Origin of the sequence: Rahnella sp. PAMC25559 (genome assembly GCF_050632365.1) — a bacterium.
In the GTDB taxonomy this organism is placed as follows: domain Bacteria; phylum Pseudomonadota; class Gammaproteobacteria; order Enterobacterales; family Enterobacteriaceae; genus Rahnella; species Rahnella rivi.
On the sequence record NZ_CP192543.1, the window covers coordinates 4,473,394 to 4,490,633 of the forward strand.

Annotated in this window: 17 protein-coding genes; 8 read left to right on the forward strand and 9 right to left on the reverse strand. The window is 51.6% G+C overall.

The window, feature by feature from the left end; translation table 11 throughout:
• Nucleotides 1-13: 13 nt before the first annotated feature.
• Complete coding sequence (gene rpsB, locus ACQZQY_RS21640; protein WP_056781750.1) at nt 14-739, reverse strand: 30S ribosomal protein S2; 726 nt, start codon at nt 737-739, stop codon at nt 14-16.
• A 366-nt stretch (nt 740-1,105) separates the two neighbouring features.
• Here rpsB and map point away from each other — a divergent pair, with 366 nt between their 5' ends.
• The 4 genes from map to ACQZQY_RS21660 all read left to right on the forward strand — a co-directional run bounded on the left by map (nt 1,106) and on the right by ACQZQY_RS21660 (nt 6,097).
• The gene (gene map, locus ACQZQY_RS21645; protein ID WP_217203817.1) at nt 1,106-1,897 is read left to right on the forward strand and encodes a type I methionyl aminopeptidase; all 792 of its coding nucleotides are present in this window, start codon (nt 1,106-1,108) and stop codon (nt 1,895-1,897) included.
• Between the two features lie 142 nt (nt 1,898-2,039).
• Nucleotides 2,040-4,685 carry a bifunctional uridylyltransferase/uridylyl-removing protein GlnD gene (glnD, locus tag ACQZQY_RS21650; RefSeq protein ID WP_414071810.1) on the forward strand — a complete coding sequence of 882 codons (2,646 nt, stop codon included), beginning with the start codon at nt 2,040-2,042 and terminating at the stop codon, nt 4,683-4,685.
• Between the two features lie 47 nt (nt 4,686-4,732).
• The gene (gene dapD / locus ACQZQY_RS21655) at nt 4,733-5,557 is read left to right on the forward strand and encodes a 2,3,4,5-tetrahydropyridine-2,6-dicarboxylate N-succinyltransferase (RefSeq protein WP_056781755.1); all 825 of its coding nucleotides are present in this window, start codon (nt 4,733-4,735) and stop codon (nt 5,555-5,557) included.
• A gap of 150 nt (nt 5,558-5,707) precedes the next feature.
• Complete coding sequence (locus tag ACQZQY_RS21660) at nt 5,708-6,097, forward strand: DUF3461 family protein (RefSeq protein WP_056781756.1); 390 nt, start codon at nt 5,708-5,710, stop codon at nt 6,095-6,097.
• Between the two features lie 90 nt (nt 6,098-6,187).
• Here ACQZQY_RS21660 and ACQZQY_RS21665 read toward each other — a convergent pair whose 3' ends face one another.
• Genes ACQZQY_RS21665 through ACQZQY_RS21675 form a run of 3 tightly spaced genes read right to left on the reverse strand, consistent with a single transcriptional unit; the run spans nt 6,188 to nt 7,774 of the window.
• A complete protein-coding gene (locus ACQZQY_RS21665; protein ID WP_431296394.1) occupies nt 6,188-6,637 on the reverse strand; it encodes a flavodoxin in 450 nt (149 codons plus the stop codon).
• Between the two features lie 41 nt (nt 6,638-6,678).
• On the reverse strand, nt 6,679-7,458 hold the full coding sequence (truC, locus tag ACQZQY_RS21670; RefSeq protein ID WP_431296395.1) for a tRNA pseudouridine(65) synthase TruC: 780 nt from the start codon (nt 7,456-7,458) through the stop codon (nt 6,679-6,681).
• A 1-nt stretch (nt 7,459) separates the two neighbouring features.
• Nucleotides 7,460-7,774 (reverse strand): YqcC family protein, encoded by a 315-nt coding sequence (locus ACQZQY_RS21675; protein WP_056781763.1) that lies wholly within the window; start codon nt 7,772-7,774, stop codon nt 7,460-7,462.
• Between the two features lie 190 nt (nt 7,775-7,964).
• On the opposite strand from ACQZQY_RS21675, the gene ACQZQY_RS21680 reads away from it, so the two are divergent.
• Nucleotides 7,965-9,203 carry an MFS transporter gene (locus ACQZQY_RS21680; protein ID WP_056781765.1) on the forward strand — a complete coding sequence of 413 codons (1,239 nt, stop codon included), beginning with the start codon at nt 7,965-7,967 and terminating at the stop codon, nt 9,201-9,203.
• Nucleotides 9,204-9,874: 671 nt separating this feature from the next.
• Here ACQZQY_RS21680 and syd read toward each other — a convergent pair.
• The gene (gene syd / locus ACQZQY_RS21685) at nt 9,875-10,426 is read right to left on the reverse strand and encodes a SecY-interacting protein (RefSeq protein WP_056781767.1); all 552 of its coding nucleotides are present in this window, start codon (nt 10,424-10,426) and stop codon (nt 9,875-9,877) included.
• 79 nt (nt 10,427-10,505) lie between these two features.
• Here syd and queF point away from each other — a divergent pair, with 79 nt between their 5' ends.
• From queF to xni, 3 genes are all read left to right on the forward strand, one after another.
• Nucleotides 10,506-11,351 (forward strand): NADPH-dependent 7-cyano-7-deazaguanine reductase QueF, encoded by an 846-nt coding sequence (queF, locus tag ACQZQY_RS21690; RefSeq protein WP_431296396.1) that lies wholly within the window; start codon nt 10,506-10,508, stop codon nt 11,349-11,351.
• A 243-nt stretch (nt 11,352-11,594) separates the two neighbouring features.
• Complete coding sequence (gene ppnN, locus ACQZQY_RS21695) at nt 11,595-12,959, forward strand: nucleotide 5'-monophosphate nucleosidase PpnN (protein WP_122096996.1); 1,365 nt, start codon at nt 11,595-11,597, stop codon at nt 12,957-12,959.
• A gap of 110 nt (nt 12,960-13,069) precedes the next feature.
• Nucleotides 13,070-13,822, forward strand: coding sequence for a flap endonuclease Xni (gene xni, locus ACQZQY_RS21700; RefSeq protein WP_122096997.1), 753 nt, complete (start codon nt 13,070-13,072; stop codon nt 13,820-13,822).
• A gap of 72 nt (nt 13,823-13,894) precedes the next feature.
• Here the strand turns inward: xni and rlmM are convergent, their stop codons facing one another.
• The 4 genes from rlmM to ACQZQY_RS21720 form a co-directional block, all read right to left on the reverse strand.
• Nucleotides 13,895-15,001: a 23S rRNA (cytidine(2498)-2'-O)-methyltransferase RlmM gene (gene rlmM, locus ACQZQY_RS21705; protein ID WP_056781775.1), complete on the reverse strand. Its 1,107-nt coding sequence runs from the start codon at nt 14,999-15,001 to the stop codon at nt 13,895-13,897.
• Nucleotides 14,994-15,389 (reverse strand): DUF423 domain-containing protein, encoded by a 396-nt coding sequence (locus tag ACQZQY_RS21710; protein ID WP_056781778.1) that lies wholly within the window; start codon nt 15,387-15,389, stop codon nt 14,994-14,996. Before ACQZQY_RS21710 ends, rlmM begins: the two co-directional genes overlap by 8 nt.
• A gap of 94 nt (nt 15,390-15,483) precedes the next feature.
• Nucleotides 15,484-16,404: a transcriptional regulator GcvA gene (locus tag ACQZQY_RS21715; RefSeq protein WP_056781779.1), complete on the reverse strand. Its 921-nt coding sequence runs from the start codon at nt 16,402-16,404 to the stop codon at nt 15,484-15,486.
• Between the two features lie 449 nt (nt 16,405-16,853).
• The gene (locus ACQZQY_RS21720) at nt 16,854-17,075 is read right to left on the reverse strand and encodes a YgdI/YgdR family lipoprotein (protein ID WP_056781782.1); all 222 of its coding nucleotides are present in this window, start codon (nt 17,073-17,075) and stop codon (nt 16,854-16,856) included.
• Between the last annotated feature and the right edge of the window lie 165 nt (nt 17,076-17,240).

The following is a 17,240-nucleotide window of genomic DNA, read 5'->3' on the forward strand; positions in this document are numbered from 1 at the left end:
TGAGCTTGCCTTATTATTCAGCTTCTACGAAGCTTTCTTCTGCCTGAACAGCCAGATCTTGCGAACGGCCTTCACGGACAGTGGCAGCAACAGCGCTCAGGTACAGATTTACTGCACGGATTGCGTCATCGTTACCAGGGATAACAAAGTCAACGCCATCCGGATCGGAGTTGGTATCAACAATGGAGAATACCGGGATACCCAGGTTGTTAGCTTCTTTGATAGCGATGTGTTCGTGATCAGCGTCAACAACGAACAGTGCGTCAGGAAGACCACCCATATCCTTGATACCACCCAGGCTGTTTTCCAGCTTAGCCAGTTCGCGAGTACGCATCAGCGCCTCTTTCTTGGTCAGCTTCTCGAAAGTGCCGTCCTGAGACTGAATTTCCAGGTCTTTCAAACGTTTGATGGACTGACGAACAGTTTTCCAGTTAGTCAGCATGCCGCCCAACCAGCGATGGTTCACGAAGAACTGGTCGCAGTTGTGAGCAGCGTCTTTTACCGCTTCGCTTGCTGCGCGTTTAGTACCAACGAACAGGATCTTGCCTTTACGGGCAGAGATCTTCTGCAACTCAGCCAGAGCTTCGTTGAACATTGGAACAGTTTTCTCAAGGTTGATGATGTGAACCTTGTTACGAGCGCCGAAGATGAATGGCTTCATTTTCGGGTTCCAGTAACGGGTTTGGTGACCGAAGTGAACACCGGCCTTGAGCATGTCGCGCATGGAAACAGTTGCCATGATAAAACCTCTATTAAGTAGTTGGGGTTATGCCTCCACGTATCCCATACAACCGACCCTGCAGAACGAATTCCCAAGGCACCCCGGCGTATGTGTCGATACGTGTGTGTTATTACTTACGTTAATAAGTACACATATGAGTGAATTTGGCTTTAATCCCCCGGAGTCTGGGACCCAGAGCGGATTGCCGGCGCGTTTTATACCACAAATATCGGTCGGACAGCAACTTTTGTTCAGCGGGCTCCGCACCGGGAAATGATAGTTTGGCAGCTAATATCAGGGCTGATACCATAAGCCACAGCTAATTATTGACGACAACGGTGTAGAAATACAGCACACCGGATGTACAAACCTGCAGGATGACTCATGGCCATTTCAATCAAAACCCCTGAAGATATCGAAAAAATGCGCGTCGCTGGCCGTCTGGCTGCCGAAGTGCTTGAAATCATCGAGCCTTACGTCATACCAGGCGTCAGCACCGGTGAATTGGATCGCATTTGCTCCGATCACATCATAAACAAACAGCATGCCATTTCTGCCTGCCTCGACTATCACGGCTTCCCTAAGTCGGTGTGTATCTCGATTAACGAAGTTGTTTGTCACGGTATCCCGAGTGACGACAAAATCCTGAAAGACGGCGATATCGTCAACATCGACGTCACGGTGATTAAAGAGGGTTTCCACGGCGATACTTCGAAGATGTTCATCGTGGGGAAACCGACCATTCTCGGTGAGCGCCTTTGCCGCGTAACGCAGGAGAGCCTGTATCTGGCGCTGCGTCTGATCAAGCCGGGCATCCGTTTGCGGACGTTAGGCAAAGAGATTCAGAAATTCGTGGAAGCTGAAAAATTCTCCGTAGTGCGTGAATATTGTGGTCACGGTATTGGCGAAGGCTTCCACGAAGAACCTCAGGTTCTGCACTACGATGCCGACGACAGCGGCGTAGTGTTGCAAGCCGGTATGGCTTTTACCGTTGAGCCGATGGTTAACGCCGGTGATTTCCGCATCCGCACCATGAAAGATGGCTGGACAGTAAAAACTAAAGATCGCAGCTTGTCGGCTCAGTACGAGCATACTATTGTGGTGACTGATAACGGTTGTGAAATTATGACGCTGCGTAAGGATGACACCATCCCGGCTATCCTGACGCACGACTAACAGTGACCCGCTCGGCGCAGAGGGTATAAATCTGTCAATCAAACCGGCGAAAGCCGGTTTTTTTTATCTTAAACGTGTAGGAATGGGCTGCGCTTCTATGACTGAAAACTTCTCTGCTGAAAAGAGCCTGCAACCAGAATTAATGCAGAACCCCCCTTGCTCCTGCCCGCCACAGCCCGTTTCCCCCTCCGTTTATCCGGACGACGAGTTAAACCGTCAGAGCCTCAAACAACATATGGAACAGTTTCAGGGCTGGCTGGCGGACGCCTTTAATGCCGGGCTGCGCGCCGAGGAACTGGTGGATGCGCGAGCGCATTACATCGACCAGCTCCTGCAACGCCTGTGGACATTCTACGGTTTCGATAATATCCCGGAGACGGCGATGGTTGCCGTTGGCGGTTATGGCCGCGGAGAACTGCATCCGCTGTCCGATATCGACGTGCTGGTACTGAGCCAAAAGCGCCTCAACGATGAGCAGGCGCAGCGCATCGGTGAGCTGATCACCCTGTTGTGGGATCTGAAACTGGAAGTCGGTCACAGCGTCCGCACGCTGGAAGAATGCCTGCTGGAAGGGCTTGCGGACCTTACCGTCGCAACAAACCTGATTGAATCACGCCTCATTTGCGGAGATGTTGCGCTGTTTCTCAGTATGCAAAAACACATTTTCAGTGATGGTTTCTGGCCTTCCCCCAACTTCTTTCGTGCCAAAATTGAAGAACAAAACGAGCGCCATTTGCGCTATCACGGCACCAGCTACAATCTGGAACCGGATATCAAAAGCAGCCCGGGCGGCCTGCGCGATATCCATACCATTCTGTGGGTTGCACGCCGTCACTTCGGCGCAACGTCGCTGGATGAAATGGTCGCTTTTGGATTTCTGACGAAAGCCGAACGCAACGAGCTGCTGGAGTGCCAGAGTTTCCTGTGGCGTATCCGCTTTGCCCTGCACCTGGTGTTGCCGCGTTATGACAACCGCCTGCTTTTCGACAGACAGCTTAACGTCGCTCAGCTCCTGCAATATCAGGGCGAAGGCAATCAGCCTGTCGAACGGATGATGAAAGATTTCTATCGCATGACCCGCCGGGTGGGCGAGCTGAATCAAATGTTACTGCAGCTGTTCGATGAAGCGATTCTCGCGATAGGCCCGAACGAGAAACCGCGTCCACTGGATGAGCATTTCCAGCTGCGAGGGGATCTGATCGATCTGCGCGACGACTCTTTGTTTGAACGTCAGCCGGAAACGATCATCGGTATGTTCCATCTGATGGTCCGTCATCGCGAAATCAAAGGGATTTACTCCACCACCGTGCGCCTTTTGCGCCATGCACGCCGTCATCTGAAAGAACCGCTTTGTATGATCCCCCAGGCGCGGGAAATGTTTATGTCGATCCTTCGCCATCCGGGCGCTGTCTCGCGCGCACTGGTGCCGATGCACCGGCACAGCGTGTTGTGGGCGTACATGCCGCAGTGGGGACAAATTGTCGGCCAGATGCAGTTCGATTTGTTCCATGCCTACACGGTGGATGAACATACGATCCGCGTTCTGCAGAAAATCGAAAGCTTTGCGCATGAAGAAACTCGCCCTAAACACCCTTTGTGCGTGGAATTGTATCCGCGCCTTCCGCAGCCCGAATTGCTGCTGATGGCCGCGCTTTTCCACGATATCGCCAAAGGTCGCGGTGGCGATCACTCGATTCTTGGCGCGCAGGATGTGCTGGAATTCGCTGAGCTGCACGGGCTGAACTCGCGGGAAACGCAGCTGGTTTCGTGGCTGGTTCGCTGTCATTTACTGATGTCCGTCACGGCGCAGCGCCGTGATATTCAGGATCCCAACGAGATCCAGCAGTTCGCAGCAGAAATGCAAACCGAAGTCCGTCTCCGTTATCTGGTGAGCCTGACCGTTGCCGATATCTGCGCCACGAATGAAACGTTGTGGAACAGCTGGAAGCAGAGCCTGATACGCGAACTGTATTTCGCGACCGAAAAACAATTGCGGCGGGGAATGCAAAATACGCCGGATCTGCGGGAACGCGTACGCCATCACCGCCTGCAGGCGCTGGCCTTGTTGCGTATGGACAATATTGATGAAGAAGCCTTGCACCGGATCTGGAGCCGCTGTCGCGCGGATTACTTCCTGCGCCATTCTCCCAATCAGCTGGCGTGGCATGCCCGGCACCTGCTGGAACATGATTCCACTAAACCGCTGGTGCTGGTCAGCCGTCAGGCTACCCGCGGCGGAACAGAAATCTTTATCTGGAGCCCGGACCGTCCTTATCTGTTCGCAACCGTTGCCGGAGAGCTGGATCGCCGCAATCTGAGCATTCACGACGCACAGATTTTCACCAACCGCGATGGCATGGCAATGGATACCTTTATTGTGCTCGAGCCGGACGGCAGCCCGCTTGCGCAGGATCGCCACGAGGCGATCCGCTATGCGCTGGAACAGTCAATGACACAGGCATATCAGCCGCCGCGGGCAAGACGCCCGTCGCCAAAACTTCGCCATTTCAGTGTGCAGACCGACGTCAGTTTTCTGCCGACGCACACCGATCGCCGCACATATATGGAACTGGTGGCGCTGGATCAACCCGGCCTGCTGGCCCGTGTCGGCGAAGTTTTCTCTGATTTAGGTTTATCGCTGCACGGTGCAAGAATTTCGACCATCGGCGAACGGGTGGAAGACTTATTTATTTTGGCGAACTCAGAACGTCGTGCCCTTGATAAGCCGACGCGCAAGGAAATCACACGCCGATTAACCGAGGCACTCAACCCAGCCGACAAAATGTGATACAAGTACGGTTGTCTATTTAACATCACTTCAGGAAAGAGAACAGGATGCAGCAACTACAAACCGTTATTGAACAAGCCTTCGAGCGCCGTGCAGACATTACCCCGGCAAACGTAGACAGCGTAACGCGCGACGCCATCACTCAGGTCATTAACAAAATCGACAGCGGCGAACTGCGCGTGGCTGAAAAGATTAATGGCGAATGGGTAACGCATCAGTGGCTGAAGAAAGCGGTACTGCTCTCTTTCAGAATCAATGACAACCAGGTGATGGAAGGCGGTGAAAGCCGTTACTTCGACAAAGTCCCTATGAAATTCGCTGATTATGATGAAGCGCGTTTCCAGCGTGAAGGTTTCCGCGTAGTGCCGCCAGCCGCGGTGCGCAAAGGCGCGTTCATCGCACGCAATACTGTGCTGATGCCGTCTTACGTCAACATCGGTGCTTATGTAGATGAAGGCACCATGGTAGATACCTGGGCGACCGTCGGTTCTTGTGCGCAAATCGGTAAAAATGTTCACCTTTCCGGCGGCGTCGGCATCGGTGGCGTTCTGGAGCCTCTGCAGGCTAACCCGACCATTATCGAAGATAACTGCTTTATCGGTGCCCGTTCGGAGATCGTTGAAGGCGTGATCGTTGAAGAAGGCTCCGTGATTTCGATGGGCGTTTACATCGGCCAGAGCACCAAAATTTACGACCGCGAAACCGGCGAAGTGCATTACGGCCGCGTGCCAGCAGGCTCTGTTGTCGTCTCCGGTAACCTGCCTTCTAAAGATGGCAGCTACAGCCTGTACTGCGCAGTCATCGTGAAGAAAGTCGATGCTAAAACGCTGGGCAAAACCGGTCTGAATGAGTTATTACGTAACATCGACTAAACTGAGAAATAGCGGGTTAAGTTTTGTGTTTACAACGATACCCGCTATTTTTTTATCTTGTTGATAGCAAATTGTGTCATTAATCAACGATTCGAACCGCCGTTCGGTTCATCATGATGTTTAAATATTCTCCTAACCGAAGGTAGCGCTATGTATGACAATCTGAAAAGCCTGGGCATTAATAATCCCGACGATATTGATCGTTACAGCCTGCGTCAGGAGGCTAATAACGACATCCTGAAGATTTATTTCCGCCGTGATAAAGGTGAATTCTTCGCTAAAAGCGTGAAATTTAAATATCCGCGCCAGCGTAAAACCATCGTTGCCGATAATGCAGGGCAGGGTTATAAAGAAATTCATGAAATCAGCCCGAATCTGCGTTATGTCATTGATGAGTTAGATCAAATCTGTCAGCGCGACCAGGTGGAAGTCGACCTCAAACGTAAAATTTTGGATGATTTACGTCATCTGGAATCCGTGGTGGCCAATAAAATTACCGAGATTGAATCCGATCTGGAAAAACTGACCAGCGGTCGTTAACGCGGTTAATGTCTGGCATTATTTCGCCATTCAGAAATGCAAAAGGTCAGGTGAATTACCTGACCTTTTTAATATGTGAAGAAGTGCGCCTTATTTCAGCAGCGACGCCCACTTCTCTACCCATGGAATAGCCACCGTTTCCGGCTCCGGATTTTCCATCGCATCAATTTCCAGCAAATCGCCAATACGCGCAGCGCCCTGCTCCTGCAATAAATCATCCAGCTTATGCCCGCCGCCGCAAAAATGATCGTAACTGCTGTCACCCAGCGCAATCAGACCGTAACGCAGCTCAGGCTGATATCCGACAGTATCCCGGATGGCCACATACAGCGGCGCAATGCTGTCAGGCAAATCGCCCTGTCCGGTCGTCGACGTCACAACCAGAACGAAATGATGACGATAGTACTGCCAGGCTTCGAGCGATCCTTCCTCGAACAGCTTTACCTCATGCCCCTGACTTGTGAGCACGGTTTCCGCTTCTTCCGCAACCAGTAACGCATTGCCGTACACCGTACCGACAAAAATTCCGACTTCTGCCATGGCTTCACTCCTGTGTCATTCGACGATTTCGTCCGTAGAACTTAAATTTGTTCACTATCCTGACCGCAAGCGGGGGTAACTTCAACCCTTTCAAGTTCAGGGATTTTTCCCTGCCAGCCGAACTGTTCGACCACACTTTGCCAGCGGTTATCCCAGCGAGCCTGTAAAGCCAGCAGCTCACCCGTAACCGGATGCGGCAGCATCATGTGGCTGGCGTGCAGCATCAAACCGGAACAACCGAAATGCTCCGTCATGCCACGGTTTTGCTTCAAATCGCCATGCGCGCTGTCCCCGATAATAGGATGGCGCAGATGCGACATATGACGACGCAACTGATGCTTACGGCCTGTCTCGGGTTTGAGCTCTACCAGGCTGTAGCGGGCAGTATCGTAACGGCCAATGGCGACCGGCATCTCAGCCTGCGCCACCACGCGATAATGGCTGACGGCTGACTGCGGCGCTTTATCGGGGTTAGCAAATTTATCAGCAATTTTGTCCAGCTCTTCGGTCAGTGCGTAATCGACCGTTCCGTCCTCGCTGACATAACCGCGAACCACCGCGTGATACACCTTATTCATCTGGTGATTCTCAAGCTGCTGGGACAGCAACCTTGCCACGTCGCTCGATAACGCCATCAGCAAAACGCCTGAGGTCGGTTTATCCAGCCGGTGAACGGTAAACACATGCTGACCAATCTGATCACGCAATGTCTGCATCACAAACACTGTTTCATGTTGGTCAAGCCAACTGCGATGAACCAGCATGCCCGCAGGTTTATTCACTGCGACCAGATGTTCGTCCTGATACAAAATTTCCAGCATGTCAGTCTTCTATATTCAGCAAGTCATCGAGGCGCTGCAACTGACTCAACAACAGGGTTGCTTCAGGCATCGCCACTTCAAAATAAGGAGTGATAGCAAAGCGGGTAGGCATTGGCGATCCGGCAGCCAGTAACGCATACATACGGGGAACCAGCACCCATTGCAGCCACTGTTCAGCAGACATCGTATCGACCGAGAACGGTTCTTTACTCTCAAAAGCTTCCGCATCAGGAGGCGTGGCGTGCCAGAGTTTATCGTCACGCATTACCTGTTCAATATCTTCTAAAATCTGACGAACCTGTTTTTCTGTATTCATGAGTCGCTCTCTTCATTCATGGCCCCGGCCAGCGTCCGTTCGGGGGCGCAAAGCATAACATTGAAGACCTTTTGCCCCAACTTTCTGCATCCGGCTGCGTCAATCCCTTCAACCATACGTTTTTCGTGGTAGCGAAAGATGCCCGATACGGGCAAACTACCGCCACTTTTTTCTCTCAAGATGTGTATCCATGTCTGCTCAACACACTCAAAAAGCACACGCAACACCCGCAAAAGCCATGCTGGCATCGGTAACAGGCTACGCCATGGACGGCTTTGATCTGCTCATCCTCGGCTTCATGCTCCCGGCAATTTCCAGCGAATTTGGCCTGACGGCCTCCCAAAGCGGTTCACTGGTGACCTGGACGCTGATTGGCGCCGTGCTCGGTGGCGTAATTTTCGGCCCGATCAGCGATCGTTTTGGTCGCATACGCGTCCTGACCTTTACGATACTGATGTTCTCAGTATTTACCGGTTTATGCGCCTTCGCACAGGGTTACTGGGATTTACTGATTTACCGCACACTGGCCGGTATCGGACTTGGCGGTGAGTTTGGAATTGGCATGGCGCTGATTGCCGAAGCCTGGCCGGCAGAAAAACGTAACCGGGCATCGGCCTACGTCGGTATGGGTTGGCAGCTCGGTGTACTGCTCGCGGCATTCCTCACTCCGCTGCTGCTCGGCATCATTGGCTGGCGCGGAATGTTTCTGGTCGGCCTGCTGCCAGCGTTGGCCTCCTTCCTTATCCGCCGCACCATGGGCGAACCTGAAGCCTTTGTCAAAAGTGCGTCAACTGATAACGACGGTTCATTATTCAGCCGCATCAAATTGCTGTTCCGCGATAAAGCCACGACCAAAGCCAGCATCGGTATTTTCATTCTGTGCTCGGTGCAAAATTTTGGTTATTACGGCCTGATGATCTGGATGCCGAGTTATCTGTCCAAAAACTTTGGCTTCTCGCTGACTAAATCCGGTTTGTGGACGGCGGTAACCGTTATCGGCATGACCTTCGGCATCTGGCTGTTTGGCGTATTGTCTGACCGCTTCCCGCGCTGGAAAATTTTCCTGATTTATCAGGTGGGTGCCGTAATCATGGTCGTCTGTTACGCGCAGTTATCCGATCCAACACTGATGTTGTTTGCAGGCGCGCTTATGGGCATGTTCGTCAATGGCATGATTGGAGGATACGGCGGATTAATTTCAGACCTCTATCCGGTTCGCGTCAGGGCGACGGCACAAAATCTGTTGTTCAACATGGGGCGCGGCGTGGGAGGTTTTGGTCCGCTGGTGATCGGTATGCTGGTCGCGCAGGTTTCCTTCACAGCCGCCATAACGTTACTGGCGGCTATCTACCTGCTGGATATCTTCGCAACGCTGTTCCTGCTGCCGAAAAAGCAGGGTCAGGATGATGTTCTGGGCGCGATTGGCTAGCCCTTGTCGCTAAGAGGCGCGCCGTGAACTTCGGGGCGCCGTTCAGTGTGTAGAAAAATCTCAGGGTCCAGACAAAAAGTTGGGGGCACTGTTTACACAGTGCCCCCGGTTCGTTTTATAGCAATCCAGCTACCTAAGTGCTCCCTGCTCAATCCCTGAAAACTTTTCCTGCGGTTATCCTAACCGGCTGTCCTTTGCATCGTCCAACTTTCATCCTGACGGTTTATCCTAAGTCATCCCGACTTGCATCCTGGTCATCTGTGACCCGCTCAGCTTCCTTTGTGAGCTCTCTTCTCCGTCCTGGAGGTGTCCCTGGTTTCTTCCTGAAACATCCTGGCATAATCCGATGCCGTCCTGACTCTTCCTGAGCCGTCCCCTGCTTTATGAATCAGCCATCATCCTGATGTTCCGATTCATGCTTCCTTTCTGCCCGACTAGAATCGTTGATTTTGCCCTCTCAGGCAATAAGGGCTGTAAGCCAAAAGAGAAACGGGTAAGCCATCTCACAGGCATGAAAACACTTAACTCATTCATTAAAAAGAAATTTAACAAGAATAACGGCGAGAGGATAAGTCAAATTAGCGAGATCTCTTACAGTCTTTGTGAGAGATCTCTCACACGCATGTGAGCCATTTAAGCTCTGCGGGAAAATGTTTTTCTGAATAACGGCATCAGGCGGGATAAACAGGGGTCAGCATTGTAAGGAATTCAGATAGCGATGGCGAGAGTATCGTTCTTTTTTTACTGCCGAACTGCTCCAGAATAACATTCCCCGTCACATTACACAGCGATACGAGATCCAACTCAGAATCTGTCGTCGCCAGAAACACGCTCGGCGTCAGTTTAAGGCGCTTTTGCGTCACCAGATGGCCTATCAGATTTTCCTGTAAACGGGTGAAATCCTCCGGGCTCCAGACCTGTAACAGCGTCAGCGTATTGCCCTGCCATTGCGCTGTCATATCGCCAGCAAACTGCGTGGTATAAAACACGTGCGCTTCATGGCGTAGCTGCAACTCCATCGCCCGTTCAACGTTTTGCAGCGTGTCATCGGGGCTGAAAATCTGAGTCAGCCAAAACACCTTGTCTTCATCGGTTTTCACGATACAAGGTGATTCCACACCCAATAATGCTTCACTTGATGGCGGCATCCCGGTTTCCCGCTGCCAGAGATCGACATAACGCTGAGTAAATTCACGCAATGCTACAGAAACTTCAGACTCCATAATTCTCTCATCTTCAGGTAAGGCTGGGTTAAACTAGTCACTATTCCCTATTGTACCGATCTCTTAGCAAGGTGACAGCATGTCCTCTTATCAGGATAACCCCGCACTGGCGCAACTGACGCTGGGCAAAAGCACGGCCTACGTCGATCACTACGACGCCTCCTTATTACAAGCCGTTCCCCGCAGTATGAACCGCGAACCCCTGGGTTTATTTCCGGATAATCTGCCTTTTCATGGCGCAGATATCTGGACGCTGTATGAACTGTCCTGGCTCAATGCAAAAGGATTACCTCAGGTCGCTGTGGGTGAAATCAGCCTGAAGGCCGACAGTCAAAATCTGATCGAATCCAAAAGCTTTAAACTTTACCTCAACAGCTTCAACCAGACCGTATTCCCGGACTGGAACACAGTACAGGAAACGTTAACACGGGATTTAAGCGCCTGCGCTGAAGGTGAGGTGACGGTGAGGGTCAGTCGCTTGTCAGAAATAGAAGGGTCGCCCGTCGGGCATTTCGCAGGCGATTGCATCGACGATCAGGATATTGAAATCGACAGCTACGAATTCAATGTCGGCTATCTTGCGGATGCTGCGGGCGAAGAGTTCGTCGAAGAGTCACTGGTCAGCCACCTGCTCAAATCAAACTGTCTGATCACCCATCAGCCCGACTGGGGTTCAGTGCAGATCCAATACCGTGGCCCGAAAATCGACCGCGAAGCCCTGCTGCGCTACCTGGTGTCATTCCGTCATCACAACGAATTTCACGAACAATGCGTGGAGCGTATTTTTAACGACATTCTGCATTTTTGTCAGCCAGAGAAGCTCGCAGTGTATGCCCGTTACACCCGCCGCGGCGGTCTGGACATCAATCCATGGCGATCTAACTTCCCGTTTGAACCGGTAACAGCAAGACTCGTCAGGCAATAATGCGAGGCATTGCTCAAGATTTGCGCTAACGCTCTGTGAGTATTGGTAAAAGCCTGGTGACAAGGTTACTGTTAAATCAGAAAGAGATTACGGGGCAAAACAGTACCGGTAATCCTTTCTGCTAACAGACAATTGTTTTTGTTTGCTCACGCTTTGCGACGCAAAAAACATGATCCGAAAAATCATGCATCGCGCCCGGCAGGCAGAAAGAATCACTGCACCCTTAGGTGTCAAGGAGCAACTTTGATTACTCACATCAGCCCGCTGGGCTCAATGGATTTGTTGTCGCAGTTGGAAGTCGACATGCTCAAGCGCACGGCGAGCAGCGACTTATATCGTCTTTTCAGAAATTGCTCACTGGCCGTACTCAACAGCGGCAGCCAGACCGACAGCAGCAAAGAACTCCTCGAACGTTACGAAAGTTTTGATATCAATGTGCTGCGCAGAGAGCGCGGCGTAAAACTTGAGCTGGTAAACCCGCCGGAAGATGCCTTTGTCGATGGCCGGATTATCCGCTCATTACAGGCCAACCTGTTCGCTGTTTTACGTGACATCCTGTTTGTGAATGCGCAAATCTCTAATAATCCGCGCTTTGAGAACTTCAACGATAACGATTCTGCACACCTGACCAATATGGTGTTCTCCATCTTACGTAATGCCCGCGCACTCCATCTGGATGAAGATCCGAACATGGTAGTGTGCTGGGGCGGGCACTCAATCAATGAGATTGAATACCAGTATGCCCGCAACGTCGGCAGCCAGCTTGGTTTACGTGAACTGAACATCTGCACCGGCTGCGGTCCGGGGGCAATGGAAGCGCCGATGAAAGGTGCGGCCGTCGGCCACGCGCAGCAACGTTACAAAGCCGGTCGTTTTATCGGAATGACCGAACCGTCGATCATTGCCGCAGAACCGCCTAATCCCCTGGTCAATGAACTGATCATCATGCCGGATATCGAAAAACGGCTGGAAGCTTTCGTGCGTATTGCCCACGGTATTATCATCTTCCCTGGCGGCGTTGGCACGGCGGAAGAACTGCTCTATTTACTGGGCATATTGATGGATCCGCAAAACAGCGATCAGGTGTTACCGCTGATTCTGACCGGCCCGAAAGAGAGTGCAGACTACTTCCACGTACTGGATGCGTTCATCAAAGAAACGCTGGGCGAAGAAGCGTCTAAGTTCTATACCATCATTGTTGACGATCCGACCGAAGTGGCACGCCAGATGAAACGGGCTATGCCTCTGGTCAAGGAAAACCGTCGTAACAGCGGTGATGCTTACAGCTTTAACTGGTCGATTCGTATTGCACCCGACTTACAGCATCCGTTCGAACCAAGCCATGAAAATATGGCTAACCTGAATCTTTATCCAAACCAACCCCCACAGGAGCTGGCTGCTGCACTGCGCCGCGCCTTCTCCGGGATTGTGGCCGGTAACGTCAAAGAGTTTGGCATCCACGCCATTGAACAGTACGGGCGCTTTAAGCTGCACGGTGATCCGGCACTGATGAAGAAAATGGACAGTTTGTTGCAAGGTTTTGTCGCTCAGCACCGCATGAAATTACCGGGCAGCGCTTACATTCCGTGCTACGAGATTTGTGCATAGAAATGGATACCCAAACACCTTCGGATACCCGGCACATGTCGCGGTAAGTTTGAAGAATAAGGGTTTTTCAGGGCGACGCGATGTCGCCCTGATTATTATGGAGTTTGTCGATGGCAATACATCTGCTGATTATTGATGCCCTGAATCTTATCCGCCGCATCCATGCGGTTCAGGGTTCGCCCTGCCTGATTACCTGTCAGAATGCGATCGCGCAGCTGATTCAGCATACCCGCCCGACGCACGCTGTAGCCGTTTTCGATGAAGACGATCGCGCTGACAGCTGGCGTCATCAGTGCCTGCCAGATTACAAAGCAGGACGCTCACCGATGCCGGACAATTTGTTTGCAGAAATGCCCAGTCTGAAGGCCGGTTTTGAAGCTCACGGGATAGCCTGCTGGCATTCAGCCGGCAACGAAGCCGATGATCTCGCGGCGACGCTGACGGAAAAAGTCGCCTCCGGCGGTCATCAGGTCACCATCGTCTCAACGGATAAAGGGTATTGCCAGTTGCTGGCCCCCAACGTTCAGATCCGCGATTATTTCCAAAAACGCTGGCTTGATTTGCCGTTCGTGCAGGAAACATTCGGCGTATTACCGCACCAGCTTACCGACTACTGGGGGCTGGCGGGGATCAGCAGCAGTAAAATCCCTGGCGTACCCGGTATTGGTCCAAAAACAGCCGTGACTCTGCTGGCTCAGGCCGGTTCACTGGACGCGCTGTATGACAATCTCAGTGCGGTGCCGGAAAAGTGGCAGTCAAAATTGCGGGAGCATCGGGATCTGGCATACGCCTGCAAACGGGTGTCTGCGCTGCAAACCGATATCGCTCTCGACGGGAATTTACAGCAGTTGCGCTTGCCGTAAGTCTGCCAAAGAAAAAGGCGCTTCCCGAAGAAAGCGCCTTTTCGCATCATATCAAACGCCATTCAGCGTAAATCAACGATCGCGTTCATCACGACGGCCACCGATGGCTGACCAGAAGCGACGAATATGCACCGTTACCTCTTCCCGGTCATGGTAGAGCTGTTTAGCGAAGATCTCCGCATTAATGCCATTTTCCTTAAGACGTTCATCAATTCGCGCGAGGATGTTAGACACTTCTTCGTAACGCTTTTTCATCGGCAATTTCAGGTTGAAAATCGTCTCGCGGCACCAGCCGTTAACCAGCCAGTCGCACATCAGCGCAGCCACTTTCGCCGGTTTTTCTACCATGTCACACACCAGCCAGTAGTTTTTGGTACTGGTGGACTTGTAGCGGAAGCCGTCTTCACGCAGGTGAATAACCTGACCGGTTTCCATCAGGCTTGGCGCCATCGGGCCGTTATCAATAGCGGTAACCATCATGCTGCGTTGTACCAGCTGATAGGTCCAGCCGCCCGGGCAGGCACCCAAATCTACCGCATACATCCCGCTCGCCAGACGCTCTTCCCATTCATCAGCAGGAATGAACACATGGAATGCTTCTTCCAGCTTCAGCGTGGAGCGGCTTGGTGCTTCTGACGGAAACTTAAGACGCGGGATCCCCATGTAATACGGGGAATTGTTATTACTGTAGGAATAACCAACGTAGCAGCAACCTGATGCAATGAAGAAGACGTGCACGACAGGGCGCAGCGGATTTTCACGTTTTCCCAGCACGCGGCGTTCGCGCATCGCGGTACGTAATGGCACTGTCAGTTTGCGACAGAACTTGGTGAGTTCTTTACTTTCATTGGTATCCGGCACTTCTACACGCAGTTCACCGCCGTTGGTCACCACGTTTTGTACCATGCCCACGATCGGCGAAACGCGATCTTCCGGCGGCAGATCTTTCAGCAATTCGCCGACGACGATCAGCTGACGAGCAAAAATCAGTTCGCGGAATGGCAGCTCTTTCGCCAGACGATCAGCATCATCAGGCTGATAGCATTCAAACAACACATACCCGCTGTTTTCTTTTACGCGGGCAAAACCGAAGATTTCCATCTTCGCAGCTTTGTCTGTGATTTCTGCTGCGCATTCTTTTTCAAAACCCTGACGGCAGTAGAGGGCAACTTTATTCATGGCGTTCGGCCTTTTTCTTCAGACGCAATGCGCCTATCAACATCAAAATCCAACCGACCAGAAACAAGGTACCGCCAATCGGAGTCACAAAAGCAAATAAACGGAGGTGCGACAGCGCCAGACAGTAAAGGCTGCCGCTGAATAACACGGTTCCCAGCGCCAGGAAGGCACTGCTCCAGTAGAACCACACATTACGCTGACGCTGCATGGCAACGCCTAAAATCATCACCGCCAGCGTGTGAATACTTTGGTAGGTCAGCCCGGTGTGGATCCAGGCCATTTCGGCCTCTCCCAGCGACTGGCTCAGCACGTGCGCGCCAAAAGCACCAAACGCCACGTAGATAAAACCGCTTATCGCGGCAAAAATCAGCATTGAACGACTGGTCATTATACGTTACCCGTTATCGTTTTTTAATGATGAAAACGTCTACTCATCCGTCTCATCAGTACGTTCATGGTCATCGGTTTCTGTATTTCAGGTTTCAGGCCTGATCAAACCGAAAGCGCAGTTTTTCCTGCTCGCTGGCGGCGCGCGCGAGGATCCACTGACGAAAGGCGGCTATTTTACCCAGTTCTGCCTGACTGTCATGACAAACCAGATAAAAAGCGTTTTTACTGACTAAAACTTCATTAAAAGGACACACCAGACGGCCAGCCTCAATCTCGGTTTGCGCCATCACGTTATTCACCAGTGCAATCCCCTGCCCGTGAACCGCGGCCTGAACAACCATCGCACTGTGGCTGAAAATCGGCCCCTGCTGAACATTCACCTGCTGCAGGCCAAGCTGCTTGGTGTAGGCCAGCCAGTCACGGCGCGAGGCATCATGCAGCAGCGTGTGGTGACCGAGATCTGCCGGTTCTTTCAGCAAATTATCGCCCATCAATAAGGAAGGAGAACAAACGGGAATTAAATACTCGGCGTATAAACGCTCGGCACGCAGCCCCGGCCAGTTACCTCGGCCATGGAAAATCGCCACGTCCACATCATCGGACAATTTGTCCTCTTCGCGGTCTACGGCCTGAATGCGTACATCGATACCCGGATAAGCTGAGTTAAAGCCAGACAATCTTGGCACCAGCCATTGAATCGCAAAGCTTGGCGGCAAACTGACGGTCAGTGCGCCTTTTGCACTGCGGGCCTGAAGTTTGCGTGTCGCTTCGTTAAGAGACGAGAATATCTCTTTAATATCGAGGTAATAGCTCTGCCCTTCTTCGGTCAGTAACAAAGAGCGATTTCGGCGACGAAACAGTTTTAGCCCCAAAAAGTCCTCAAGTGACTTGATCTGGTGGCTAACAGCAGCCTGTGTGACAAACAATTCCTCCGCCGCTTTAGTAAAACTAAGGTGACGCGCTGCGGCGTCAAACACGCGCAGTGAATTCAGAGGGGGTAAACGTTTTGACATAAATAAGAGACTTCTTATGTGGCGGTCAGCGGAACCCCTGTCAGGGGGTTCAGATATTAGTTTTTTTAATCCGAGACATTATAATTTGTCCGTTGAGGATGTACAGGCAAAAACCTATAGTGGCGCCACTTCCTGAGCCGGAACGAAAAGTAGATTGGTATGAGGATGCTGAAATACTTTTGGCTTGTGGTTGTGATGTTGTGTTTGCAATTGTCCGGCAATCCGGACACGTAGCTTGAATGCTACAAACTTTTCACTTCCTGTACATTACCCTGTCTGTCCAAAGTGATTTTTTAGCACCGCATTTTGCGGTGCTTTTTTTTGCCCGAATTTTGGGATGCCTGCCAATGAGCGCCCTTCATATGTGACAAAACCGGCTACGTCGCATACGTATCCGGTTTTGTCGTGAGGCGCAGTGAGGTTACCCGAAGGTGGTGTCACGCAAGGGATTATTTCCCTTCGGCCATTTCTTTCACTTCAGATTTATTGATCTGCTGCTTGTTGCCATACGCATCGGTATAACTGATCATACCGGTATCACTGTCAGTGCTTGGTTTGCCTTCAGCAACGATTGTACGGCCATCGTTGGTGTGCATCACGTAGTTGCTTGAACAGGCGGCAAGTGTTGTGGTCAGCAGTGCGGCTGAAATTACGGCGACGATCTTTTTCATTGTAGACTCCTTGCAGATTAAAATGCTTTCAATTCCCGGGAAGCCCCCAGGCTAATTTGTCTAGTGTTCGTAATTCAGCATAACAAACCTCTGATATATTTCCAGGTAACCATTCCTAAAATGAATAGGTGGTTTGCATTAGCTCAAAGTTTGTACTCTTTACCC

Coding starts and splice junctions, on each gene's coding strand:
- rpsB (WP_056781750.1), bottom strand. CDS start 739: ATGGCAACTGTTTCCATGCGCGACATGCTCAAGGCCGGTGTTCACTTC.
- map (WP_217203817.1), top strand. CDS start 1,106: ATGGCCATTTCAATCAAAACCCCTGAAGATATCGAAAAAATGCGCGTC.
- glnD (WP_414071810.1), top strand. CDS start 2,040: ATGCAGAACCCCCCTTGCTCCTGCCCGCCACAGCCCGTTTCCCCCTCC.
- dapD (WP_056781755.1), top strand. CDS start 4,733: ATGCAGCAACTACAAACCGTTATTGAACAAGCCTTCGAGCGCCGTGCA.
- ACQZQY_RS21660 (WP_056781756.1), top strand. CDS start 5,708: ATGTATGACAATCTGAAAAGCCTGGGCATTAATAATCCCGACGATATT.
- ACQZQY_RS21665 (WP_431296394.1), bottom strand. CDS start 6,637: ATGGCAGAAGTCGGAATTTTTGTCGGTACGGTGTACGGCAATGCGTTA.
- truC (WP_431296395.1), bottom strand. CDS start 7,458: ATGCTGGAAATTTTGTATCAGGACGAACATCTGGTCGCAGTGAATAAA.
- ACQZQY_RS21675 (WP_056781763.1), bottom strand. CDS start 7,774: ATGAATACAGAAAAACAGGTTCGTCAGATTTTAGAAGATATTGAACAG.
- ACQZQY_RS21680 (WP_056781765.1), top strand. CDS start 7,965: ATGTCTGCTCAACACACTCAAAAAGCACACGCAACACCCGCAAAAGCC.
- syd (WP_056781767.1), bottom strand. CDS start 10,426: ATGGAGTCTGAAGTTTCTGTAGCATTGCGTGAATTTACTCAGCGTTAT.
- queF (WP_431296396.1), top strand. CDS start 10,506: ATGTCCTCTTATCAGGATAACCCCGCACTGGCGCAACTGACGCTGGGC.
- xni (WP_122096997.1), top strand. CDS start 13,070: ATGGCAATACATCTGCTGATTATTGATGCCCTGAATCTTATCCGCCGC.
- rlmM (WP_056781775.1), bottom strand. CDS start 15,001: ATGAATAAAGTTGCCCTCTACTGCCGTCAGGGTTTTGAAAAAGAATGC.
- ACQZQY_RS21710 (WP_056781778.1), bottom strand. CDS start 15,389: ATGACCAGTCGTTCAATGCTGATTTTTGCCGCGATAAGCGGTTTTATC.
- ACQZQY_RS21715 (WP_056781779.1), bottom strand. CDS start 16,404: ATGTCAAAACGTTTACCCCCTCTGAATTCACTGCGCGTGTTTGACGCC.
- ACQZQY_RS21720 (WP_056781782.1), bottom strand. CDS start 17,075: ATGAAAAAGATCGTCGCCGTAATTTCAGCCGCACTGCTGACCACAACA.